The 22,585-nt window shown below is 50.5% G+C and carries 17 protein-coding genes, 5 tRNA genes and 1 other RNA gene; 8 read left to right on the top strand and 15 right to left on the bottom strand.

Annotated elements, in window-relative coordinates; all coding sequences use genetic code 11:
* Positions 1 to 195: 195 nt before the first annotated feature.
* The 7 genes from hutH to HMPREF2890_RS00910 form a co-directional block, all read right to left on the bottom strand.
* Positions 196 to 1,740: a histidine ammonia-lyase gene (gene hutH / locus HMPREF2890_RS00940; RefSeq protein WP_070464107.1), complete on the bottom strand. Its 1,545-nt coding sequence runs from the start codon at positions 1,738 to 1,740 to the stop codon at positions 196 to 198.
* A gap of 15 nt (positions 1,741 to 1,755) precedes the next feature.
* Positions 1,756 to 2,382: a cyclodeaminase/cyclohydrolase family protein gene (locus HMPREF2890_RS00935; protein ID WP_070464105.1), complete on the bottom strand. Its 627-nt coding sequence runs from the start codon at positions 2,380 to 2,382 to the stop codon at positions 1,756 to 1,758.
* A 15-nt stretch (positions 2,383 to 2,397) separates the two neighbouring features.
* Complete coding sequence (gene hutI, locus HMPREF2890_RS00930) at positions 2,398 to 3,657, bottom strand: imidazolonepropionase (RefSeq protein WP_070464130.1); 1,260 nt, start codon at positions 3,655 to 3,657, stop codon at positions 2,398 to 2,400.
* Positions 3,658 to 3,664: 7 nt separating this feature from the next.
* Positions 3,665 to 4,642, bottom strand: coding sequence for a glutamate formimidoyltransferase (gene ftcD / locus HMPREF2890_RS00925; protein WP_070464103.1), 978 nt, complete (start codon positions 4,640 to 4,642; stop codon positions 3,665 to 3,667).
* Between the two features lie 49 nt (positions 4,643 to 4,691).
* On the bottom strand, positions 4,692 to 6,698 hold the full coding sequence (locus tag HMPREF2890_RS00920) for a urocanate hydratase (protein ID WP_210394724.1): 2,007 nt from the start codon (positions 6,696 to 6,698) through the stop codon (positions 4,692 to 4,694).
* 241 nt (positions 6,699 to 6,939) lie between these two features.
* Positions 6,940 to 7,023 (bottom strand) — tRNA-Leu (locus HMPREF2890_RS00915).
* Positions 7,024 to 7,044: 21 nt separating this feature from the next.
* A tRNA-Leu gene (locus HMPREF2890_RS00910) sits at positions 7,045 to 7,131 on the bottom strand.
* A gap of 532 nt (positions 7,132 to 7,663) precedes the next feature.
* Between HMPREF2890_RS00910 and HMPREF2890_RS00905 the strand changes: the two genes are divergently transcribed.
* Positions 7,664 to 7,750, top strand: a tRNA-Ser gene (locus HMPREF2890_RS00905).
* Between the two features lie 80 nt (positions 7,751 to 7,830).
* Here the strand turns inward: HMPREF2890_RS00905 and HMPREF2890_RS00900 are convergent.
* Genes HMPREF2890_RS00900 through pheS form a run of 3 tightly spaced genes read right to left on the bottom strand, consistent with a single transcriptional unit; the run spans position 7,831 to position 10,224 of the window.
* Positions 7,831 to 8,499 (bottom strand): carbohydrate-binding family 9-like protein, encoded by a 669-nt coding sequence (locus HMPREF2890_RS00900; RefSeq protein WP_070464100.1) that lies wholly within the window; start codon positions 8,497 to 8,499, stop codon positions 7,831 to 7,833.
* 28 nt (positions 8,500 to 8,527) lie between these two features.
* Complete coding sequence (nth, locus tag HMPREF2890_RS00895; protein ID WP_070464098.1) at positions 8,528 to 9,193, bottom strand: endonuclease III; 666 nt, start codon at positions 9,191 to 9,193, stop codon at positions 8,528 to 8,530.
* Positions 9,193 to 10,224, bottom strand: coding sequence for a phenylalanine--tRNA ligase subunit alpha (pheS, locus tag HMPREF2890_RS00890; RefSeq protein ID WP_070464096.1), 1,032 nt, complete (start codon positions 10,222 to 10,224; stop codon positions 9,193 to 9,195). Before pheS ends, nth begins: the two co-directional genes overlap by 1 nt.
* A 166-nt stretch (positions 10,225 to 10,390) precedes the next feature.
* On the opposite strand from pheS, the gene ssrA reads away from it, so the two are divergent.
* Positions 10,391 to 10,789, top strand: a transfer-messenger RNA (tmRNA) gene (gene ssrA / locus HMPREF2890_RS00885).
* Positions 10,790 to 11,487: 698 nt separating this feature from the next.
* Here the strand turns inward: ssrA and HMPREF2890_RS00880 are convergent.
* From HMPREF2890_RS00880 to HMPREF2890_RS00870, 3 genes are all read right to left on the bottom strand, one after another.
* The gene (locus tag HMPREF2890_RS00880; protein WP_246825216.1) at positions 11,488 to 12,615 is read right to left on the bottom strand and encodes an MBL fold metallo-hydrolase; all 1,128 of its coding nucleotides are present in this window, start codon (positions 12,613 to 12,615) and stop codon (positions 11,488 to 11,490) included.
* Positions 12,616 to 12,749: 134 nt separating this feature from the next.
* Positions 12,750 to 13,712: a hypothetical protein gene (locus HMPREF2890_RS00875; RefSeq protein ID WP_070464092.1), complete on the bottom strand. Its 963-nt coding sequence runs from the start codon at positions 13,710 to 13,712 to the stop codon at positions 12,750 to 12,752.
* 18 nt (positions 13,713 to 13,730) lie between these two features.
* Positions 13,731 to 14,576, bottom strand: a complete 846-nt coding sequence (locus tag HMPREF2890_RS00870; RefSeq protein WP_168160389.1) for a helix-turn-helix transcriptional regulator — start codon at positions 14,574 to 14,576, stop codon at positions 13,731 to 13,733.
* 265 nt (positions 14,577 to 14,841) lie between these two features.
* Here HMPREF2890_RS00870 and HMPREF2890_RS00865 point away from each other — a divergent pair, with 265 nt between their 5' ends.
* Positions 14,842 to 15,897, top strand: a complete 1,056-nt coding sequence (locus HMPREF2890_RS00865) for a hypothetical protein (protein ID WP_070464088.1) — start codon at positions 14,842 to 14,844, stop codon at positions 15,895 to 15,897.
* An 82-nt stretch (positions 15,898 to 15,979) separates the two neighbouring features.
* Entirely contained in the window at positions 15,980 to 17,128 is a 1,149-nt protein-coding gene (locus HMPREF2890_RS00860) for a DNA polymerase III subunit alpha (RefSeq protein ID WP_070464085.1), read from the top strand.
* A 510-nt stretch (positions 17,129 to 17,638) separates the two neighbouring features.
* Here the strand turns inward: HMPREF2890_RS00860 and HMPREF2890_RS00855 are convergent.
* Positions 17,639 to 17,710, bottom strand: a tRNA-Arg gene (locus HMPREF2890_RS00855).
* Between the two features lie 68 nt (positions 17,711 to 17,778).
* On the opposite strand from HMPREF2890_RS00855, the gene mltG reads away from it, so the two are divergent.
* The 4 genes from mltG to tilS all read left to right on the top strand — a co-directional run bounded on the left by mltG (position 17,779) and on the right by tilS (position 22,033).
* Positions 17,779 to 18,816, top strand: a complete 1,038-nt coding sequence (mltG, locus tag HMPREF2890_RS00850; RefSeq protein WP_070464083.1) for an endolytic transglycosylase MltG — start codon at positions 17,779 to 17,781, stop codon at positions 18,814 to 18,816.
* Positions 18,817 to 18,828: 12 nt separating this feature from the next.
* Positions 18,829 to 19,944, top strand: a complete 1,116-nt coding sequence (locus HMPREF2890_RS00845; RefSeq protein ID WP_070464081.1) for a Nif3-like dinuclear metal center hexameric protein — start codon at positions 18,829 to 18,831, stop codon at positions 19,942 to 19,944.
* Positions 19,931 to 20,713 (top strand): zinc ribbon domain-containing protein, encoded by a 783-nt coding sequence (locus HMPREF2890_RS00840; RefSeq protein WP_070464079.1) that lies wholly within the window; start codon positions 19,931 to 19,933, stop codon positions 20,711 to 20,713. The genes HMPREF2890_RS00845 and HMPREF2890_RS00840 overlap by 14 nt, the downstream gene beginning before the upstream one ends.
* A gap of 69 nt (positions 20,714 to 20,782) precedes the next feature.
* On the top strand, positions 20,783 to 22,033 hold the full coding sequence (tilS, locus tag HMPREF2890_RS00835; RefSeq protein WP_083289714.1) for a tRNA lysidine(34) synthetase TilS: 1,251 nt from the start codon (positions 20,783 to 20,785) through the stop codon (positions 22,031 to 22,033).
* 96 nt (positions 22,034 to 22,129) lie between these two features.
* Here the strand turns inward: tilS and HMPREF2890_RS00830 are convergent.
* A tRNA-Gly gene (locus HMPREF2890_RS00830) sits at positions 22,130 to 22,202 on the bottom strand.
* Positions 22,203 to 22,585 lie beyond the last annotated feature (383 nt).

Below are 22,585 nucleotides of genomic sequence, written 5' to 3'. Positions count from 1 at the left end.
TTCGGCGAAAGACCATTTTGCAAAGGTCTTATATGGCGAAATAGACCGCCTGAACGCTAAGCAACCTTCTTCACCGACTTAAGGAAGAGGTTGATGCAGAAGAAAAGGATTAGCAGCCCATCACAACAAAGATCCTTGGCCCCGAAAAGGGACCAAGGATCTTTGTCGAAAAGCCTTAGCTAATGAGTGCAGATATTACTTCTGGAGCTCTGCGAAGCAGTAGCTGTAGACGAAAGAGGCGCTCTTGTCGATGATCGGGCACATCACCACATCGTTCTCGATAAAGGGCACATCCTTGCGGAAAGCTTGGAAGAGTTTTTGCAGCCTCGGCGAGGTCTTCTCCTGATTGCCTTCGAGCTGTAGAGCCTGAGCAGCATTCAGCAGCTCGATGCCAAGGATAGCGTAGAGGTTGTCCAGGAGAGGAAGCATCTTCGTGGCAGCATTGGCACCCATCGAGACGTGATCCTCCTGACCATTGGAGCTGACGATGCTGTCGGAGGAGGCAGCAAAGCAGTACATCTTATTGCGGCTGACCATAGCAGCAGCAGCGTACTGAGGGATCATAAAGCCTGAGTTGAGACCCGGATTGGCCACCAAGAACTCCGGCAGACCCTTTAGCCCAAGGATCAACTGGGCGGTACGACGCTCAGAGATATTGCCCAGCTCTGCCATAGCGACTGCCAAGAAGTCCATCACGAGGGCGATAGGCTGACCATGGAAGTTGCCACCGCTGACAATCAGATCGTCATCAGGGAAGATCGTGGGATTGTCGGTGACGGAGTTGATCTCACGTGTGATCACCTCAGAGACATAGGTGAAGGAGTCCCACGAAGCTCCGTGTACCTGCGGAATACAACGGAAAGAGTAGGGGTCCTGTACCTGCGGCTTTGCCTTCTGCTGGAGGGCACTCTCCTCAAGGAGCGTCCGCATCTGGCGAGACACCTCTGCCTGTCCGGGATGAGGACGAACCTCATGGAGCTGAGGGATGAATGGCGCCTGTAGGCCATCAAAGGCCTCAAGTGACACCGCACCGATCGCTGTGGATGCATAGAGGGCGCGACGACACATGATGAGGGCATATACGGCATGGGAGCTCATAAACTGAGTGCCATTGAGCAGCGCCAGACCCTCCTTGCTCTTGAGGGTGATGGTCTTGATGCCTGCGTCCTCAAAGGCCTTGTGTGAGCAGACCTTCTCACCCTTGTAGTACACCTCTCCCTCACCGATCAGCGGGAGGAAGAGCTTGGCGAGAGGTGCTAAGTCGCCCGAGGCACCGAGGGAGCCCTTATCGTAGACGATCGGGGTGATGTCGTGATTGAGCATATCGATGATGCACTGGACCGTAGCCACCTGCACGCCGCTATTACCCAGCGAGAGGGCGTGTGCCTTGAGGAGTAGCATGATCTTCACGATCGGAAGTGGCACCTCCTCCCCATAGCTGCAGGAGTGACTCTTCACGAGATTCTCCTGTAGAGCGGTCAGGTCATCGGATGGGATGCTGATGTTGCAGAGTGATCCAAAACCGGTGGTGATGCCGTAGAGAGGACGTCCGGCGGTCTTTACCTTCTCATCCAGGTAGTCGCGACACTTCTGGATACGCTGCTTAGCAACTTCTGAGAGCTTGTACTCGACGGACTCGGCTGTGATGAGTCGCTCGATCTCCTCAATGGTGATGTCCTTCTCACCGACTGAGTAGGTGAGATGCTCCTTGGTGCAGTAGGGGACTGATTTTAGTTTCATAAAATTGTGGTGTGGTTAGAGATTCTGATAGACGTGAGCCAGGATCTTCTGCTCTGTCTCATTGACCTTTCTCTCAAGCTCAGCAGCGCGGTCAGCATGCTCCTTGACAAAAGTCTCATCCTTGATCGATCCGAGGTTGATACGGACGTTGAGGAGTGCACCGATCACCGCATAGCGGCAGGCCATCATGGCGCAGCAGGCATCCGTGATAGAGTTTTGATTCCCCTTCATGATCACCTTCTCGATCAGAGGCATCAGCTCAGCGGCTTTCTCGGCAACCCTCATCGGCACGTCGGCAGCGATCTTAGTGCCTCGCTGGATCTCAGCGGAGCGTGCTGCCTTCTCCTCCTCGGTCTCCTTGGGCCACTTGAAGGCTGCAAAGACGACATTGAAGGCATCGCTATCCTTGTCGACAGCCTCGAGTAGCTCCTTCTGTATCTCAGAAACGCGAGAGACGATCTCGCGCATCTCCTCCTCGACATCGGCATACTTCTTCTTGCCTATGGTGAGGTTGCCTACCATAGAGGTGAGAGCAGCAGCGATGGCGCCATTGAGGGCTGAGACACTGCCTCCACCGGGTGCGGGAGAGTCACTCGCCAGCTCATCGATGAAGCCGGCAACGGTCATATCTATTAGTTTCATTATAAATGTAGTCGGTTAGTTGTGGTAAGGGATCCCACCCTTGACAGTGGTCTCCACGATATTCATCCCAAAATGATAGGATAGGAACTTGTATGAGGGGTAGCGTAGGATCACTACATCGCCTGCCTTGCCCTCCTCGATCGACCCGATCTCATCCTGCAGTCCCAGAGCGGTCGCTGCATTGATGGTCAGGGCTGTGACCGCCTCCTCGACACTCATATGCATATAGATGGTTGCGAGGGCGATCATCAGTGGTATGGAGCAGGAGAAGCAGCTGCCGGGATTGAGATCAGAGGCGAGAGCGACAGCACAGCTTGCATCAATCATCTTGCGTGCAGGAGCATAGTCGTCCATGAGAGAGAAAGCGGTCAGCGGCAGTAGCGTAGACACGGTATGACTCTTCGCCATCTTGTCGATGTCCTTGTCGGAGATCTTGAGGAGGTGGTCTGCTGAGAGGCAACCGAGATCAGCCGCCAAGCCGGCGCCTCCGAGAGGATAGATCTCATCCGCATGCATCTTCGTGGCAAAGCCCATATCCCGGGCCGCTGTCAGTAGGCGACGGGATTGCTCGAGGTCAAAGACGTTCTTCTCCGTGAAGATGTCCACATTGCGAGCCAGCCCTCTCTCCTTCACGATCGGGAGCATCTCTCGTATGATGAAGTCGATATACCCATCCGGGTCACCCTGATACTCGGGAGCAATGTCATGAGCACCGAGGTAAGTACTGATGACATCGATCGGCTGCATCTCATCCAGCCTCTTAGCCACCTCGAGCTGACGGAGCTCTGTCTCCTTATCGAGACCATAGCCACTCTTGGCCTCCATCGTGGTGACACCCATACGGAGCATAGAGCGAAGGTGAAGCAGTGCCGCCTCTGTCAGCTCCTCCGCAGAAGCCTCTCGAGTGGCCGTGGTGGTGGCTGCGATGCCACCACCCTTCTCCATTATACTCATATAGCTCTCGCCTGCGAGACGCCACTGAAACTCATCCTCACGGAAGCCTCCGAAGACTAAGTGGGTATGTGAGTCCACAAGTCCCGGCAGGACACTATGCCCCTTAGCATCGACTCGCTCCACTCCTGACTCCACAGTGGGGCAGTCGGCAGAGGGACCTGCATAGGCGATCTTACCGTCACGGATCAGTACTGAGGCCGGTCCGGATAACACCCGGATGTCTCGCATCGCCTCTCTACCCCTCCGGGTAGTGCCGGCGACGGTGACCAGCTCACCGATGTTTTCGATAAGGAGATCTCCCCTCCTCTTGTTGTTCTCCATCATCGGCTTACTTTCCTTGCTGCTTGGCGAGCTTATACTCGAGTACTTGGTCCATCTGGAAGTTCTCCACCTGGAGGAAGTCCACAGCCTGCTTTGCCATCTCCTCGAGGTCCATCTCGCCCTCAGCGATCTCCTCCTTGTGGAGGTAGTAGGCGAGGGTCTCCCGGAGTGCTTCCTCAGGGATCATGCCGATAATCTCAGAGCCGACGATCTTGGCACCATAGCGCTTCGCCTCCATGCGGACCATCTCATGAGCGCGATAGATAGCGGTCTTCTTGTAGTTGGTCAGGTTCATCGACACCTGAGACTGATGACGCTCTGTCAGGTCGACACCCATACCCTTGCAGAAGTGTAGTCCTCCACCGATGTGACGAACTCGCTTAGCGATGGCGGTAGCATGGTCGACATTCGGATCGTCAAGATTGACGTTGTACGCGACGAGGAACATACGGGCACCCACTGCAACGACACCGGCAGTGGGGTGAATGTCAGACGGGCCAAAGTCCGGGTGCCACTCGGGCTCGTGGATCTTCTCCTTCATGCCCTCAAATTGTCCCTTACGGATCTTGGCAAGATTCTGTCGCTCAGGAGTAGTGGCGGAGTCCTCATAGAGGAATACAGGGATGCCGATCTCCTCACCGATGATCTTGCCGACCTCCTTGGAGAGCTCAATAGCCTCCTCCTGGGTCACACCCTTGACAGGGACGAAGGGGATCACATCGACAGCTCCCATACGGGGGTGCTGACCGGTGTGGTGATTGAGGTCGATCTTCTTGACTGCGATCTTGACAGCCTCGATGACTGAGGTCTTGAGTGCCTCAGGCTCGCCGACAAGCGTCACGACCATACGATTGTGATCCTCATCATGACTCCAGTCGAGGAGGGTCATCCCCTCAGTGTGCTTAAAGGGCTCGAGGATAGCCTCCATTACCTCCATATTGCGTCCCTCGCTAAAGTTGGGGACACACTCCATGATCTTTTTCATTGTAAGTATATAGTTTGTTTTTAATTGTTTCTTCTTAAAATGTGGACCCTCACTTGATCAGGTCGTTGATGAGCTGATCATCCACCAGCTCGGGCATCGTGATGTGGTAGTAGTCGGAGTGAGTCTCGTTGAACTCCTTCGCCGTGCTTATGGCATTATCATTACGTGCCCAAGAGCGACGAGCCACACCATTGATCACATCCCAGGTCATCGCAGACTTGATGATCTGGTCGGTCTGCTCGGAGCCGTCGAGGAGGAGGCTAAAGCCACCATTGACGGACTTGCCGATGCCGACGCCTCCACCATTGTGGAGAGTCACCATACTCATACCCCGAGCACAATTGCCGGCAAAGCAATTGACTGCCATATCAGCCATGACGTTGCTTCCGTCGCAGATGTTGGAGGTCTCGCGGAAGGGTGAGTCAGTACCGCTCACATCGTGGTGGTCACGACCCAGCATGACGGGCCCGATCTTACCCTCACGAACCATTTCATTGAACTTCAGTGCGATCCGCACCCTGCCTTCGCAGTCCTGGTAGAGGATACGTGCCTGTGTACCGACGACAAGTCCATTCTTCTCCGCATCGCGGATCCAGACGTAATTATCACGATCCTGATAACGTCTATTGGGGTCGATACACTCCATAGCCGCATGGTCGGTGGCTCTCAGGTCCTCCGGCTTGCCACTCAGGCAGACCCAGCGGAATGGACCGTAGCCAAAGTCGAAGAGTAGCGGGCCCATGATGTCCTCCACGTAGGATGGCCAGATAAAGCCTTCCTTGTCGTCTACTCCATTCTTGGAGATCTCCTTGACGCCGGCGTCAAAGACCGCCTTCATAAAGGAGTTGCCGTAGTCAAAGAAGTAGGTACCTCTTGACACGAGCGTCTTGATTGCCTCGAAGTGACGCTTCAGCGTGAGGTCGACCGCGCGTTTGAATTCCTCCCGATCCTTCTCAAGCATCTCGGTACGCTTGTCGAAGTCAAGTGTCACCGGGCAGTATCCACCGATATAGACAGCGTGGCAACTGGTCTGGTCGGAGAGAAGGTCGATGTGGATATTCTTCACGACCGCATACTCCAGCAGGTCGACGATGTTTCCGTGGTAAGCGATAGAGGTGGGCTTCTTGCTCTTCATACCCTCAGCGGCCATCTCAAAGGCCTCCTCCTTGGTCTCCGCAACCAGCTGTACCCAGCCCTGCTCCAGGCGCTGACCGATGCGGGAGGCGTCTACCTCCGCCACGATGGAGACGGCACCGGCAATGTCGGCCGCCTTGGGTTGAGCACCACTCATACCTCCGAGACCGGAGGAGACGAAGAGACGTCCGGCGAGGTTGCCCTCCTCCGGGATGCCGAGCTTCAGACGACCGGCATTGAGCAGGGTATTAAATGTACCGTGGACGATCCCCTGCGGGCCGATGTACATCCAGCCTCCGGCTGTCATCTGACCATAGTTGGCGACACCCATTTCGGCAGCTACCTCCCAGTCGTCCTGGTTATTGTACTCGCCGATCATCATGGAGCTGGTCTCAATGACGCGGGGTGCGTCCTCACGGCTCTCAAAGACTCCCAGGGGGTGACCACTGTGGAGCACGAGGGTCTGGCGCTTAGTCAGGTGCTGGAGATAGTGCATGACGATGCGATACTGCATCCAATTCTGGAAGACCTGACCCATCTCGCCGTAGGTGACCAGCTCATAGGGGTAGAGGGCGATGTCGAAGCAGAGGTTGTTGTCGATCATTACCTGAAGTCCCTTGCCGGCGAGGCACTTACCCTCGTAGTCATCGATCGCCTTGGCAGAGAGGTTGCCGGTCGGGCGGAAGCGATATCCGTAGATGCGACCTCTCTCCTCCAGCTCCTTGAGGAACTCCGGCGCAAGCTCCTTATGGAACTTCTTTGGTATGTAACGGAGGGCATTCCGGAGAGCCACTTCTTTCTGATGCTTTGTCAGTCGGCAGCCTCTGTCGGGGGCACGGCGGATACCGGACTCAAACTTAGGGTATACGGGCAGCGCTCCACCGGGGCAGAGCGCCTCCTCAAACATATTGTTGCTATCCATTAGATTGATAAGGAATGGTGGTGTAAGATTATTTTGTTAGCGGCTCAAATATAACCATATTTTCCCTCTTTGAGCACCATCGTGGCTGCTTTTCCCATCTCCATGCTATTATAGTGCTGTCGCGTGGACTCTGCGAGTAGAAACTATTGTCTAAGAGAATGAGCAAAAGAGAAAAGCATACCCACTCGGATGAGTAGGTATGCCTTTCTCTTAGCTAAATAAGCTGTCTATAACAAAAGAGTGCGCAGGAAGAGAGTCGAACTCTCACCCACATACGTGGACTACCCCCTCAAAGTAGCGCGTCTACCAATTCCGCCACCTGCGCATTATGGTCTGACACCGAACTTGGTGCCCAAGACAGGAATCGAACCTGCACGACATTGCTATCACTAGTACCTGAAACTAGCGCGTCTACCAATTCCGCCACTTGGGCGAGTGTAGCACTATCGGCTTTCGTCAGACCGACGGGCCTGCCTTCCGACCCTGTCCTTTCCGTTTTGTGAATGCAAAGGTAAGAAGACTTTCCGTTTTATCCAATACCTATCCACCTCAAAATCCTTATTGCTTCGCCCGGAGATTCGCATTGTGCTAAAAGTCAAGTACTAACCCTGACAACGAAAATGAGTGAAAAACTCGCTCTTTTATCCTATTGCGCTTGATCATCTCTTTTATCGGTATTAGTGATCTCTTTTATCGGTAAAAGATTTCTCTAATATCGGTATTAGAGCGAGGCTTTATCCCGACTGCTTTTCTGCTCGCAAATCGGTGTGGCATACGCATTATATAGTGGGGTGATGATCCGTGCGAGGCAGCCTGTGCTTCGTTCGGCCCAGTTTACCTTTTTTCTTGACGAAATACCGGGATGACACTTGCCTCTGAAGGGTATTTTCCCTACCTTTGCACTCAGTTAGGTCAGAGGAGGAGTTTTTCCTCTTTTTTGATTTCAAACTTCGACTTACGAACCCGGAAGTGTGGGTGAGTGGCTGAAACCAGCAGTTTGCTAAACTGCCAAACGAGTAATCGTTTCACGAGTTCGAATCTCGTCGCTTCCGCAAGGGTACCTGATTAGGTACGAAAAAAGTCTCCATCGGAATTCCGATGGAGACTTTCTTTTATTGTATCTATTTGCTTCTCAGTCGCGTGATGCCAAGTTGAGGCGGGCAAAGGACTCAGGTCGGTGGAAGTCCGGCTCAGCACTGTGGATAGGCTGCCACGAGGCGAAGTGGGGGATCACAGTTTCGTCACCGCACTTGTAGAAGTTCCCCTCTATGTGGTCGGGGATCTGTGAGCTCCGGATAAGCCCGAGGATGCGCCAGCTGACCTTGACCGAGACCCAGAAGCTCTGGATCCCCTGTCTCTGCTCAAAGACGGTGTCCCTCCGCTCGCTGGCAGCTCGTCTGATCTCCAGGTAGTCCGCAGGGGTCAGTGGCTCGCTCTCCTCCCGACTGAGGCGGTGTGAGGCGTCGCAAGCTCCGATGCAATTGAACTCAAAATTGTAGTACCGATCCTCGCCCGGCATACGGAGAAAAGCCTCCACGCAGCTGTCCAAGTGGACCCGACCTCCGTCCTCCGAGATGGTGGCCTTGAGCCCACGCCCTCGGCTGTAAAACCTTAGGTAAAGACCTGTGTCAGTGTAGGCGAGATCGACGCAGGTCAAGGGCATATACCCGTGCTGTGCAGGCCAGTTATTGGTCATAATGGGCAGCCTAAGCGCCTTCTCCTCCATAAGCACTTCATTGGAGGTGAGGTCTAAGGCGTCCAAGACAGGTAGGAAAGGGATAATAGGTGTGTCGGGTGTCATGAGGAGAAGTGCGATAAGGAATGATGGTCTATTTTTTCTCAACACCATCGCTGCCATAGTGGCGAGCGTAGTGTCGGCAGTAGTCAGAGATAGGGCAGGTCGGGCAGTGAGGGCTGCGCGCAAAGCAGATCTGTCGCCCATGGAGTATGAGCCAGTGGTGGATGCGATTCCAATACTCTCTCGGGATGCGGCGCATAAGCGACTCCTCCACCTTGAGTACGTTATTGGCTGTCTGTGGGACCAGCCCGATGCGTCTGGAGACGCGATAAACGTGGGTGTCGACACCAATCCTTGGCTCTCCGATGATGACGGAGAGGTAGACATTGGCTGTCTTCCGCCCAACCCCCTGGAGACTCATCAGCTCCCTCAGCGTCTCGGGCACTTCCCCGCCATAGTCCTGCACGATCGACTCTGCAGACTGCTTGAGGTAGCGTGCCTTGCTATTGGGGTAGGTGACGCTCCGGATGTAGCTTAGGATCTCCTCCTCTGATGCTCGGGACATCTCAAGGGGCGTAGGGTAGGCGGCAAAGAGAGCGGGTGTGACCATATTGATTCGCTCATCGGTACACTGTGCAGAGAGCAGCACGGCGACCAGAAACTGGTATGGTGTGCAGTAGTGCAGTGCCGTCTGTGGGTGAGGATTGGCAGTCTCAAATCGCTCGATCACCCCGTCTACTCGCTCCTTGATTGTCATCACTTCTCGCTCTGGAATTGGCTGAGGAATCGCAGGTCGTTCTCAGAGAAGAGTCTCAGGTCGTCGACGGTGTACTTCAGATTGGTGATCCGCTCGATGCCCATACCGAGGGCAAAGCCGGTGTAGCGATGTGAGTCTATCCCACAGGCCTCAAGGACATTGGGGTGGACCATGCCGCATCCGAGTATCTCTACCCAGCCGGTGTGCTTGCAGAAGGAGCAACCCTTGCCCCCACAGAGGTTGCAAGATATGTCCATCTCCGCACTCGGCTCGGTGAAGGGGAAGTAGGAGGGTCTCAGGCGGATCTGCGTCTCGGGCCCAAACATCTCGTGGGCGAAGTGGAGAAGAACCTTGCGCAGGTCAGTAAAGGTCACGTGCTCATCAATATAGAGTGCCTCCACTTGGTGGAAGAAGCAGTGTGCCCGCGCTGAGACCGCCTCATTGCGGTACACTCTGCCCGGGCAGATGATGCGGATAGGTGGCTCTTGCTCGCCCATTACACGCGTCTGTACAGATGATGTATGAGTCCTGAGTAGGACCTGAGGATCGTGGCTGACAAAAAACGTGTCCTGCATGTCACGTGCCGGGTGATCGGGAGGGAAGTTGAGAGCCTCAAAGACGTGCCAGTCGTCCTCCACCTCGGGCCCTACAGCGATGCTGAATCCGAGGTGACCGAAGATTCGGATGATCTCATCGCGAACGAGATTGAGCGGGTGGCGACCTCCTGTAGGTATCTGGGCAGCTGAGCGCGATAGGTCGAGGTCTAAGAGCCTGGACGACTCGCTCGCCTGATCCAGAGATGCCCGGAAGGTCTGAAACTTCTCCTCCGTGACCTGCTTCAGCTCATTGATCAGGATACCGATCTCTCGCTTGTCCTCCTTGGGTACGGACTTAAAGTCTGAGATCACCTCATTGAGGGCTCCCTTACGGCTGATATACTTGAGTCGGAGGGACTCGTACTCTTCCTCCGTCGTAGGCTGAGGTAGGACTTGGATCTCCTCCCTCAGCTGCTTGATCTTATCTTGTAACATACGTTCTGCCAATTGAGGGTGCGCTCTATCATTATTAGGACCGATACCCTCATTAATAACGGTTCAGTAGCAAAATTACCTATAAATATTAGAATAACTAAGACTACAGGACGACACCTTGCAGGATTAGTGCGGATGTCGTACCTTTGTAACCATATATTCCAGAGGGGATGACAGGATTTGACAGCATGTAGAGTCGGCCTGTGTAAGCACGTAGTGTAGGTTATCCGGCACTCTAACTCGGGTAGCAAACTTTTTAACTGGCGAAAATAACTACGCTCTCGCAGCGTAAACCTTAGGGTTTACTGCTTTTTCGCTTGAGCAATTGCTCGCGGCGAGACATCACCCAAGGCCCGTGATCCCGAGGTGGCTTGATCAGGTGGTGCTGAAGTATCGGGAAGGGTTGTCGGTGCGTCTCTCATCGGCAACGACACTTAAGAGACTAAGCGTTGGAGTCGGTTGCTCTGTCCTTCCTCCCGCGTCGAAAATCCGATTAGAGCTAAACGTGTAGAAAGCAGTTTGGTTCCATGTTTGGACGAGGGTTCGAATCCCTCCATCTCCACCACTAAAGCCCGCTCATACAAGGTTGCGCCTGTATGAGCGGGTTTCGCGTCTCTTACGGGTTGTTTAGAATGGGGTATAATGGGTAGGACTGGACTAAAAACGGGGTACAAATTTGGGCGTATAGGTCAATATGGTGGGTTGAACAGCCCAATAGCCAATACTTCGGACGTTTTTTGTTCATTCTTTCGCCTTTTCAAATACTCAATGATACGATAAACACAGTCTTACCCCCTTGTGTCGCCAACCATTTTGACAGGGGTGACGTTTTTGGATTTTCCCAAGGTCTCCCGGGTAAAAAGGCGAACACGCCTGTCGGGGTGCTCTTCCTGCCGACCTCCTTAGGGTCATCGGACAGGGGCGCATGTGAAGACCGCTACATAGGAGACTCTCCCGCATCCGAAGGATGCACGCTCCATAGGCATCGGTAGAGGCACGAAGTGCCGATGACCGATGTACGGAGCGTGCACCCCTGTCGGGGTGCATCGTTCACCACTCTTCACAATGAGTGGATAGGCTTCTGTACCGCTCAAATGCGTCACCCCTGACCATCTTGACCTATAAGTCACAAGTTATAGGTCAAAGCTATCGCAAAGGTAGTGCGGAGATTTCGCTTTCCCTATGGTCGGTGCAGTTCGGTTTGTTCGGGAAATCTCCACGCCCTGCTACCTTCTTTTTGCTTGAAAAGACACTACATCTACTTTAACTTATAGAAATAGTAATGTCTCCTATTTCCCAATACCCAACACGCAAGATACGATAGGAGCAAAGGGCAGATAAAGACTCCAGCTGAGTATCAGGCTCTTTGTGGATCGGGATGATTCCACAGCGAGGGTGTACAGCGTTACAAACCTTTTCCAAAGTGGGAATATCCGCATGCCCACTTGTATGCAGACCATCTTTGGTTCCCTCCAAAATATGTTCACCAAAGAGAGCCGTGATGTCTGCCAAGCCCTCACTTCCATACTTTGCTCCCTTCGTTAAGTATCCCCGCCACATAGAGTAAATGAGCCAAGGCTCCTCATCATTGTAAAGCTTCAGCATCCCTCTTAACTTATCGATCATACTTGCCCTAATTGGCATCAAGAAGCCCTCCCTCCGAAGTTTCCTCTGTACCCGAGGGGCCTTATAATTAATAAGTTCAAAAAAGCGATCAAAGCGATAGAGAGCCGAATGCTTTCCCCCATACTTGGTCAGTATTTCCATTACTCCCTTTAGGTAAGAATCCACTAGAAAAAGCCTGCCTGTTTGTCTACAAGCCTCGTGAAAAGATGCCAAACGATCAGCATGGGTCGAAGAGCAAAGAGCAAAAACATACTTGTGTTGCATCAGAATATGGCAGATATTGGTCTTAATAACTGACTCATGAAGAGGAAGCTCATCTCTCCGCCCCAATAGAGTACCCTCAATGATTAGCAGATCCACTTCGCCAATATACTTTTTCAAGGTCGTCATCAACCCCTTCCCAAGATAACCATGCTGGCGGAAGTCCCCCATATATAGGAGCTTTACCCTCCCCACTTCTACCTTCAGCATGTAGGAATCGTAGGCGGAGTGGCTCACCAAGTAGGGCGTGATGATGATTTCTCCCTTGCTCGCCACATCAATGGGGGTACCCACACAATAAGTACGCATTCGCTTAAGCACCGCCAATGACTCCTCTTTGTCTATGTGCCTATCAAGTGCCGTATAGGTGTGTAATAAAAGATCTCTTGATGCAGACCCTATATACTGCGGTACATTCTCAGGAACAAGATGAAAAAGCCCCACGTGATCTGTATGGGAGTGAGAGTAAAAAATGGCATCCGCATCCCTTGTTAATTGCCTCACCTTGCTTCGGCTAAGCTCACAACTTTTACTACCATACAGAGAGCTCCCAAGATCCAGAAACACCTTACAATTGTCCGTAGAAATCTCTATGATGGTGCCTCCGACCTGCTGACCTCCCCTATGTACGATAACCTTCATTCCTTCCCCTTAAACACCTCCCTATCGTATCTCTCATCATTGATTATATCCTGAATATTTAAGCTCTCCACATCGCCATCAAAGAAGAGAAAAGTCACCTCCATATTGGGGTCATGTTCTACAAGATCATAGAAATCTCCTTCCTGTGTCAACGCAGTTGAAAACTCTTTCGCTCCCCACTTATTGTCCACACTCTTAAAAAGCTGACCACCCATTAACTGCTTTGGGGTAGAGCCTCCATTGACAGGCTGTTGATTATTAATGGTAATAACATAAAACTCCACCCTATCTGATATCTCCTCAGGGTGAATACTATGCATTGACATCGGGACTTCCACCCCAAGCATCCTTAAGCTATGGATTACCGAGCAGACTTCCTCTTTATTCATCTCTTTATTTTTATAAAACTCATAGAAGTCTTTGATATGCTTTCGAACACCTGATTCCCCAGAGATGGCTTTGGAGCCATATTTCACCTCAATCACTGCCACCCTATAATATGAATGGCTTTTCTCTCTGGTGATAGCCAAAATGTCAAAACGTCTATTGGTATTACTTTGCACATATTCTATGTCAAAGCAAAACCAATCGGAAGAATCGTTTCGGTTGTTTTGCAGATAAAGATTTGCCTGAGCAATTGCTTCCTTATCCGGCTTCCCATCACTATGGGTTTTGATCTCCTTATAATTGCTCTTTAGTTTATCAAGGGAGATTCGCACCTCCTTACCTGCCTGTTTTCTGCTTCCTTTTGGCTTAAAAAGATTGTCATTGATTAATCCGGTTAATGGTACTCGGGTCTTCTCATCTACTTTGGATATTCTATCGCAATTTAAGTAGAGATTTACATACCCATTTCTCACCCCTAATATCAACTCCTCTTTGTGTTCTTGGTAAAACGCTAGATAGCCCTCAGCCTCAAACTTCGCTGCAAAGTTGGCACTAATTCCTCTCTTATTCATAAATCATTCCTTTTGTTGTTACTTAATCTTGTTACGTTTAATAATATTGTATGCATAGGCAGTGAGTTTTTCTCTAAGACTCTGAGGCCTCACTACCTCTATATCGCCTCCCATTTTCGTCAGCTCCCGCACTAGTTCATTAGTCACAGATAACTGATACTGAAATTCACTGTACTCTTCTGTCTCAGACACCTCCTTTTGAGAAGGGTGCAATGGCAAGTCGCGTAAATATTTACATTGCTTACCATATACACGTATGACCACCTTTTCTGGCTTTACTTTCTCATTAACCCATATGCCTACACTATCCTTGAAGTAGTCCTCCGGGGTAAAATCAAGTGGCAACATGAATGGTATATCGGTAATTGCCACATCCATAATACGGTCAAGAGCTATTACCTTCAAATCACTTTGTCCATCAAACTGTACCAAGAGGTACCATCTTTGGTTATGTACTTTTAGAGCGAAAGGCTTAACCCTATATTTCGTTGCCTCCCTCTTATGGTGTGGCAGGTAACTAACCTCCAATTCAAGATTCTGCTTTAACGCCTCAATCACCACGGGCAGATACTCCACCCCTCCCGGAATTCTCTCTAATACTATCCGATTCGCCACAGTCTTCCCTTCCAGCATTAGATTGCCGATGTTAAAGGAATTGAGCAACCATTGTCGCCCTAAGTCTTTCTGTAGCAAAGAGGATTCATCTATATAGTATTTATAGCCAGAAGTTTTGTCACAGTGAATAGAGATGTTAAACATTTCTTCCACTGCCAAGCGATGCTTATGAAATGTACGCTGATTAAGAGGCTTGCCGTCCGACAGGTGGGAGCGCTCCCAATGCTCCTGAAGCTCCTCAAGCGACATACGCTTATGGAGAAGGAGTTTATTCAAAAGCCATAAATATCGATTGTATGTTGTGCTCAACATCTGTCTGTAATTGACTCATGGTTAGACAAAAACGAATCATTCATCATTACGAAGGCAAAGGTAGTAAATAGCTATGAACATAGTGTTCATATCCACTACAAAATATGCTTTTTGTTTCTGCGTAAATAGATATGAACACTTTTGTCATACCCAGCTTGTACTTTTGCCACATAAATGAATAACTCATTAGTAATATAAGATTATGGCACTAGCTAAAAAAGTATTTCAGCTCCTGATTAGTAGCTGCCTCTTTATCGTAGGCAGTGAAGCACAATCCAGTTATCAGAAGGATTCAATTCTTCAATACCTCCACAAGTCGGGTGAATTTCAGGAAGCCGAAAATAATTATTCACTCTTTGAGTTACGAGGACCGGTCAAATCAGTCTCGTACTTTAGTGGGAAAATTAGTCTTCCTTTTGAGTCAATTACCTTTTATCCCAATGGGAGAATCAAAGAAGTGGAATACTCAGACTGGGGAGGAGAGACCGTGAGCAACGATAGGATGGAGTTTGACAATCAATATAGATTGACCTCCATAACAGGGCATCTATTTGAAGTTCATTTTGCTTATCGCAACAACAGACGAAGTCTCTCCGCCCTTAAAATTTACGACCAAGAAGGAACTCTCTGCAACTACCACTTTCTCTACAATGGAGACGATAAACTCACCACGATAGAACTCTATATGGAATGGTGGTATGACTATGAAACTAAAGACCGACGAAACGAAACTATTCGATACACCATCAAGAATCTTACTAACGATGAGTATGGTAATTGGACCAAAAGAGAGATTCAATCGGATCGTGGGGAGATAGCTTTTGTCACTAGGGCTATCAGATATATTGATCCACCAAGACCCCTCTCCATTGAGAGCGAAACGAGCTTTTTCTGTTACACCATTAACAACTTCGGTTCTATTGACTTATACGAAATTAACAAGCTAACGAGTTCAATAGATAGCTTTATTCCCCCCAGAAGCAGTGAAAAGCCATACTACGGATATAAGGCAATAGAGGTGGTAGGTGAAAGATTATATGTCATCATTTTTACAGGGGCTTGCGGTGCTCCTGGAAATGATTGTGATGTCTACTATTATGATGCTTCAAAAGGGTCTTGGCATTATATCATCACATGTGGCGAGGAGTGTCAGTTTATAGATGGTTGGCTCAAAGCTCCACTTTTCACACTTACAAAGGAGGGCGATTGCACTGCGAATAATGAATATGTTGAGACCATCAAATGGATAAAGTTGTGAAGATAGACTATTAAAATTCGGTTCCATTCGTATATATCATATAGGGAAGTGAACAAAATATCGATTGTTATATCAAACCAAAATGTCAAGAAACTCTCAATATAAAAAACGCGAAATAACCATATCACAGCGCATACCTTTTCGCTCACAGCCTCTGTTCTTTAAATCCGTTAAAGACTACCTCCTCCATCAAGCTATAAAAGGAGCAGAGAGGCTATATGGTACACCCCTTGCAGAGAAGGTACAACAACGCCTTGAATTAGAGGTGATGGAGATGGAGAAGCACAATATTACCACTCAAATTGCTCTACTCTATAACCTCAGAGTTGAAGCAGAAAGGCGAGGGGTGTTTGTGGGGCATGGTAGAGGATCAGCCCCGGGATCATTGTTATTATATGCACTCGGTATTACAGGGATTGACCCTCTAAAGTACAGCCTACTCTTTGAGCGTTTTCTCAATCCCGATACTCCGTCGAAATTGAGGATTGATTTAGAGGTGAGTAGCGGAGGGTGTTTCCCGCAGCGTCGGGAGGGGCACCCCTGCACCCTCTTATATGATTCGGATATACTCAGGATAGGATTGCTCACTTGCTCACACCTCTCAATTATCCAAAATCGCATCACCAACATTGAGAATAAATTGGGAAAGGAGATTCAACTTAGTGATATTCCCACTAACGACGAAGCAACTCTGCAACTCTTTTCCGATGGGGATAAAGAAAAGCCCTATCTTTTTGGAGCATCTCGTATGCGACAAATTTTGAAGGAGTTACAGCCAGACAGTCTTAATGACCTTATGTTTGCCATAACCACCTTATACAGCAAAGGAAAAGACATCATCTCTACCTATATTGCCCGAAAGCAATGCAGAGAGACTATTACCTATCACCACCCAGTAATGGAGCAATATCTCAAAGAGACGTATGGTATGACTCTCTACCAAGAGCAAATAATGCAACTCGCACAAGCTATCGCCAACTTCTCACCAGCGGAGTCTGATACACTTCGGAGAGCATTATACACTCGGCAAAGTAACCAATGTGCAATGATGCAGAGGCAATTTCTTGCTGATGGGCAAGAAAATGGTTACGCCAAAAGAGATCTCGAGAAGATTTGGGGCGACTGGGTAAGAGTTGCTCCCTTTACGGCAAATAAAAGCCATATTGCCAGCAATGCTCTATATGGATACCAAATGTGCTACCTCAATATACGCTGTACTTCTAAATTCTAAGTCTATAATAGGGACTTGCACCATGTACTTGCATTGTAGCCAAGCCTCTCTTCGAGTGCTGATGCATTCTGAGATGTGGTGGTCGTTCAAAAAAGGAGTACTTTCAAAATTGGATAGTAAGATGTAGACGTACTTTTTACGCTATCTAAAGTACTCTGACTTGGCCACGCTTTGGCTACTGTACTTTTGGGTGTGTGTTCAATGAATTATGGCATAATGAATTAAGTGGTGTGGTTCATAATCCTCCATCTTCATGCAGAAAGCCCGCTCATGCAAGGTTGCGCCTGTATGAGCGGGCTTTTATGCGTCCAAATAATACCGGGGGTTGCACTCTGTCGGATATGCTTCTGGGCTAATACTTTGACAGGAGAGGGGCATTATTAATGGAGGTGACTAAATAAGGATTCCTCTGGTCCTGAGTGGGGTCAGGATCAGAGGAATGTGTGTCTGTAAGATGACTAGTCGCTGCCTCGTCACTCGCCCATTGCAGCTCGAGTAGCGTCAGCTAAGTGACCCCGGGGAGAATCGAACTCCCATCTAAAGTTTAGGAAACTTCCGTTCTATCCGTTGAACTACAGGGCCTATTTTGCTTATCTTTGCGTGCAAAGGTACGATAAAAAGAGGTATTCCCTATAGATTTCTTTTCCGAAATGAATCAAAGTAAGGTCTCTAAGCGGGTGTGGATGTGGATCACCATCCTGATCATCTGCATCTTAGCTGCTCTCTCCTGGTGCTTCTATCGTATCACCGGGATGACCTCATACAATATGGACGGGGATGCGCCTGTCTCGCTTTACGTCTATCCCGGTGATGACTGGGGGACGGTCGCAAGCAAGCTCGGGGAGACCACTTCAGTGAGGCATAAGAGAGATCTTGCTCTCGTCGGCTCGCTTGGGGATGCGCCTTGCGCCGGTCATTACCGGGTACGACCTGACGAGACGACCCTTGGGCTATATCGGATGGTGTCGAGGGGGCTTCAAGCACCGGTTAGGATCACTTTTACCACCACTCGGGAGGTGGGGCAGCTGTGGAGACGTCTGTCGGATCAGCTGATGTGTGACAGCACTGATATAGCGTCAGCAATGACCGACAGGGCTCTGCTGGACTCCTTGGATATACAGGACTCAACACTTGCCTTTCACCTTATCCCCAATACCTACGAGGTCTACTGGACTGACTCGGCAAGGTCCGTTGTCCGTCGGCTGGCTCGAGAGAGCAGGGCGTTCTGGAGCGAGGAGCGTCTCGCCAAGGCTTCTGCGCTTGAGATGACGCCTATGGAGGTGACTACGCTTGCGTCAATCATCAATGAGGAGAGTGCCAAGAGAGATGAGTACCCTGTCATAGCGGGACTCTATCTCAATAGGCTCAAGCGAGGGATCCCTCTGCAGTCTGACCCCACGGTGCTCTTTGCGATTGGGGATCGGTCAATCAGGCGAGTGCTGCATAAGCATCTGGAGGTTGAGTCGCCCTACAATACCTACTTGTATAAGGGACTCCCGCCCGGTCCTATCCGCATCCCATCGGCAGACGCCATCGATGCGGTACTCTCTCCCACCAAGCACGGCTACATCTATATGTGTGCCAAAGAGGACTTTAGCGGGTATCACAATTTCGCAGCCTCTTACTCTGAGCATATGCGAAATGCGAGGGCTTATGCCACAGCCCTTAACGAGCGAAATATTCATTGATCCACTGTCCATATGAAAGTATCCGAATTGATCTCTTACCTTGAGACGCAAGTGCCACTGAGCCTGCAGGAGTCGTACGATAACTCCGGACTCCAACTGGGTGATTCTGACCAGGAGTGTCGGGGGGTATTGCTAGCGATAGATATTACGGAAGAGGTGCTGCGTGAGGCAGTTGAGCTGGGGTGCAATGCGGTCTTTACTCATCATCCGTTGCTCTTCCACAGCCTACGGCGCATCACGACCGAGACATATATAGAGCGATGTGTCGCTTTTGCTCTCAAGCACGATCTCGTCATCTACAGCTCTCACACCTGCTTAGACAATAGCCCACTGGGACCTAATGCCTACTGGGCATCCAAGATGGGTCTCCGTGAAGTGAGGGTCTTGGATCCTAAACCGGACTTCTACTGCAAGGTGGTCACCTACGCCCCTCGTCAGGATGCGGATGCAATAAGAGCCGCCTTGTCAGAGGCGGGAGCAGGTAGGCAGGGTGAGTATAGTGGGTGTAGCTTTTCTGTCGATGGAGAGGGGCGCTTTACCCCTTCTGCGGAGGCCCATCCGCACTGTGGGACCCCCTGCCGGAGTCATGTGGAGCCGGAGAGCTGCATCTCTGTATTGGTTGACAAGGGGCGGCTGGGATCGGTGCTATCTGCTCTGAGAAAAGCCCATCCATACGAGGAGCCGGCGATCGATGTGCTGCCGGTCAGCTACCGCTCGTCAGAGCTTGGCTCAGGCATAGTCGGGGATCTCCCTCAGCCGATGACTCTGGAGGAGATTGTTGATAAGATGTCGGATTTTCAGCCGGTGGAGCAGGTCTGTCATAGTAGATACGATGGTCGAGCTGTACGGAGGGTGGCTTTTTGCAGCGGCTCCGGTGCCTTCCTTTATCAGATGGCCGGCAGGATGGGTGCTGAGCTCTTTTTAACCGGAGAGGCGAAGTACAACGACTTCTATGACGCTGCCGACTATACCGTCTTAGCGACCTATGGTCACTACGAGTCAGAACTGATGACACAGAATATATTAGGAGAGATCTTGTCAGAGAAAATAGGTACATTTGCACTCCACTACTCTGTGAATAGTGCAAATCCGGTAAATTATCTCGAGAGAAGTAATGGTAAAAAATAATTCAAAAGATCTAGAGGAGCTCTCCGTACAGGATAAGCTCAAGGCGCTGTATAAGCTGCAGCTGGTTACCAGTGAGATCGATCGCATCCGTATCATCCGTGGTGAGCTGCCTGAGGAGGTACGTGACCTTGAGGACGAGATTGAGGGGCGCCATACTCGCTACAAGAAGGATCAAGATGAGATCGTCGAGCTCAATCGCTTGATCGGTGAGTATAAGGAGAGTACGACGAACTCCAATGAGCTGATCAAGAAGTACAATGAGCAGCTCCATAATATCAGCAATAATAGAGAGTATGACCTCTTGGTCAAGGAGATAGAGTATCAAAATCTCGAGATCCAAGGATTCGAGAAGGATACCCGTCTCGCCAAGGAGCGTATCGCCCGGCTGGAGGAGGCTATGCAAGAGCTGAGCCAAGAGACTGAGGATCGGGAGAAGGATCTGGAGCTCAAGAGGACCGAGCTCGACACCATCATCTCAGAGACGAAGGAACAGGAGGATAAGCTACACGATGAGACTAAGGAGCTGGAGGCTAAGATCGATGAACGCTTGCTCCGGGCATTCCATAGGACCCGTGACTCCTACCGCAATGGTCTGGCTGTCGTGACGATTGATCGAGGCGCCTGCAAGGGCTGCTTCAATAAGATCCCCCCGCAGAGGATCATTGATATCCAGTCTCGCAAGAAGATCACAGCCTGTGAGTATTGCGGTCGCGTCTTGGTTGATCCTGAGCTGGCGGAGGAGTCAGCGCGTGAGATTGATCTGCAGTAATAGGGTGTCTCACTGATGTCTTAGGAGTGCTTCAGAGCTTTTGAGCCCTGAGGCACTCTCTGCTATGTTATGTCACTAAGTCTCGGAGGTCATATGTTTCCCAAAGGGTCGACAATCATTGTCGGCCTGAGTGGGGGAGCGGACTCGGTCTGCCTGATGGATTTGCTCTACAAGGCCGGCTATGTGGTTGTGGCTGCGCATGTCAATTTCCATCTACGTGGGAGCGAGAGTGATAGGGACGAGGCCTTTGTGCGAGAGCTGTGCTGCGAGCGCTATCCTGAGGCTAAACTCGTGGTCCGATCCGTTGATACCATCGGATACGCTCGCGAGCAGAGACTCTCAGTGGAGATGGCTGCTCGGGACCTGCGGTACGCCTGGTTTGGCGATCTTTTACACAGCTGCGAGGCGGTCGCCATAGCTGTGGCTCATCATGCCGGAGATCAGGTGGAAACGCTTCTCCTCAACCTCGCCAGGGGTACCGGTGGGAGAGGTCTCTGCGGGATGCGTACACTGGATAGGCGAACCGGCATCTGGCGTCCTCTGCTGTCTGTGACGCACGATGAGATTCTTCAGTATCTCTCAGAGCAACAGTTGCCCCATGTGGAAGACTCCTCCAACGAGGACCCCTCCATTACAAGAAATCTCATTCGGCATAAGCTGATACCACTATTTCAGGAGATAAACCCTTCCTTTACCTCCGGTGCCATCCGGACTATGTCCCATCTCCGAGAGGAGCAAGAGTATCTGGATCGACAGGTGGCACAAGCTAAGGTGGCCCTCTGGGATAAGGACTGTGGGTGCCTGGATCTAAGTGGAGATCCCTTTGTACTCTACCGGATTATGAGCGATATGGATCTTACGGCGACTCAGGTAAACGATATCCTCTCGCCTACGACAGAGGGTGGGGCGCTATTTGAGACTGCGTCAGGTGATCGGTACGAGCTTTTTAGAAAGAGGCTCTACAGGGTGATACTCCCTATAGTCTCTGTAGAGCAGGTTAGGGCAGAGATGATTTGGTCTCAGATCCTCAGGATTACTTTTCTCCAGCCACTTGAGGAGGGTGATCACATTCGTACTGCTCGTCCTTCTGATACTTTTGTGTTGCCGGGTATGAGCCGGGGCCACAAGTCGGTCTTTCAGTTTCTCAAGGAGTGTGGCATCCCATCGTCCTATCGGCCGATCAGTCCGGTATTGGTGGATAGGGCCGATCAGGTGAGGCTTGTACTCTGCCGTCACAGAGGTGATCAGCCTTTCCGCATTACACCTGTAGATGGGGCCGGCTACTTTGCCCATCTGCTGGTAAGAGGGGCAGGGAAATAGGTCTCTCTCCTTGTGCAGAAATAGAGCTTTCAGCCCTTACATCCGAGCAAAAGAAAAGAGGAGGGTAAGATTGGATCTTACTCTCCTCAAAACCTGAGCGGAAAACGAGGCTCGAACTCGCGACCTCAACCTTGGCAAGGTTGCGCTCTACCAACTGAGCTATTTCCGCATTTTGCAATCCCCTCTTAGGTTCATTGCTCTGCAAAGGTAGGACAATTATGCGATATCTGCAAGGGTTTCCCGCTTGCTTAGCAGGTTAAATGCGTGAGAAACTATCATTTTAGGTAGTCGGTTGCTCCAGTTTACACATCAGATGTATAGTCTCCAGTGCAAGGCAATGGTTGACAGTGGTGTGCGCTCAGATTGAGAGCGCACCTCACACTTCTCTTTGGATAAATAAATGAAGCGCTCAGACTATTATCGGTCTCAGGCAAACCTAATACCGGTATTAGACAAACCTAATATCGGTATTAGACAAATCTTGTCTTCTCCTGAAATTAGTTGACATGGTTGAGGGTTGTTTTGCTGATAAAGTTGACTCATGTGCCTGAG

It is taken from the genome of Porphyromonas sp. HMSC065F10, from assembly GCF_001808555.1.
GTDB lineage: Bacteria > Bacteroidota > Bacteroidia > Bacteroidales > Porphyromonadaceae > Porphyromonas_A.
This window is presented reverse-complemented; position numbering and strand designations above follow the sequence as displayed.

Coding starts and splice junctions, on each gene's coding strand:
- hutH (WP_070464107.1), bottom strand. CDS start 1,740: ATGAAACTAAAATCAGTCCCCTACTGCACCAAGGAGCATCTCACCTAC.
- HMPREF2890_RS00935 (WP_070464105.1), bottom strand. CDS start 2,382: ATGAAACTAATAGATATGACCGTTGCCGGCTTCATCGATGAGCTGGCG.
- hutI (WP_070464130.1), bottom strand. CDS start 3,657: ATGGAGAACAACAAGAGGAGGGGAGATCTCCTTATCGAAAACATCGGT.
- ftcD (WP_070464103.1), bottom strand. CDS start 4,642: ATGAAAAAGATCATGGAGTGTGTCCCCAACTTTAGCGAGGGACGCAAT.
- HMPREF2890_RS00920 (WP_210394724.1), bottom strand. CDS start 6,698: ATGGATAGCAACAATATGTTTGAGGAGGCGCTCTGCCCCGGTGGAGCG.
- HMPREF2890_RS00900 (WP_070464100.1), bottom strand. CDS start 8,499: ATGACACCCGACACACCTATTATCCCTTTCCTACCTGTCTTGGACGCC.
- nth (WP_070464098.1), bottom strand. CDS start 9,193: ATGACAATCAAGGAGCGAGTAGACGGGGTGATCGAGCGATTTGAGACT.
- pheS (WP_070464096.1), bottom strand. CDS start 10,224: ATGTTACAAGATAAGATCAAGCAGCTGAGGGAGGAGATCCAAGTCCTA.
- HMPREF2890_RS00875 (WP_070464092.1), bottom strand. CDS start 13,712: ATGAATAAGAGAGGAATTAGTGCCAACTTTGCAGCGAAGTTTGAGGCT.
- HMPREF2890_RS00870 (WP_168160389.1), bottom strand. CDS start 14,576: ATGTCGCTTGAGGAGCTTCAGGAGCATTGGGAGCGCTCCCACCTGTCG.
- HMPREF2890_RS00865 (WP_070464088.1), top strand. CDS start 14,842: ATGGCACTAGCTAAAAAAGTATTTCAGCTCCTGATTAGTAGCTGCCTC.
- HMPREF2890_RS00860 (WP_070464085.1), top strand. CDS start 15,980: ATGTCAAGAAACTCTCAATATAAAAAACGCGAAATAACCATATCACAG.
- mltG (WP_070464083.1), top strand. CDS start 17,779: ATGAATCAAAGTAAGGTCTCTAAGCGGGTGTGGATGTGGATCACCATC.
- HMPREF2890_RS00845 (WP_070464081.1), top strand. CDS start 18,829: ATGAAAGTATCCGAATTGATCTCTTACCTTGAGACGCAAGTGCCACTG.
- HMPREF2890_RS00840 (WP_070464079.1), top strand. CDS start 19,931: ATGGTAAAAAATAATTCAAAAGATCTAGAGGAGCTCTCCGTACAGGAT.
- tilS (WP_083289714.1), top strand. CDS start 20,783: ATGTCACTAAGTCTCGGAGGTCATATGTTTCCCAAAGGGTCGACAATC.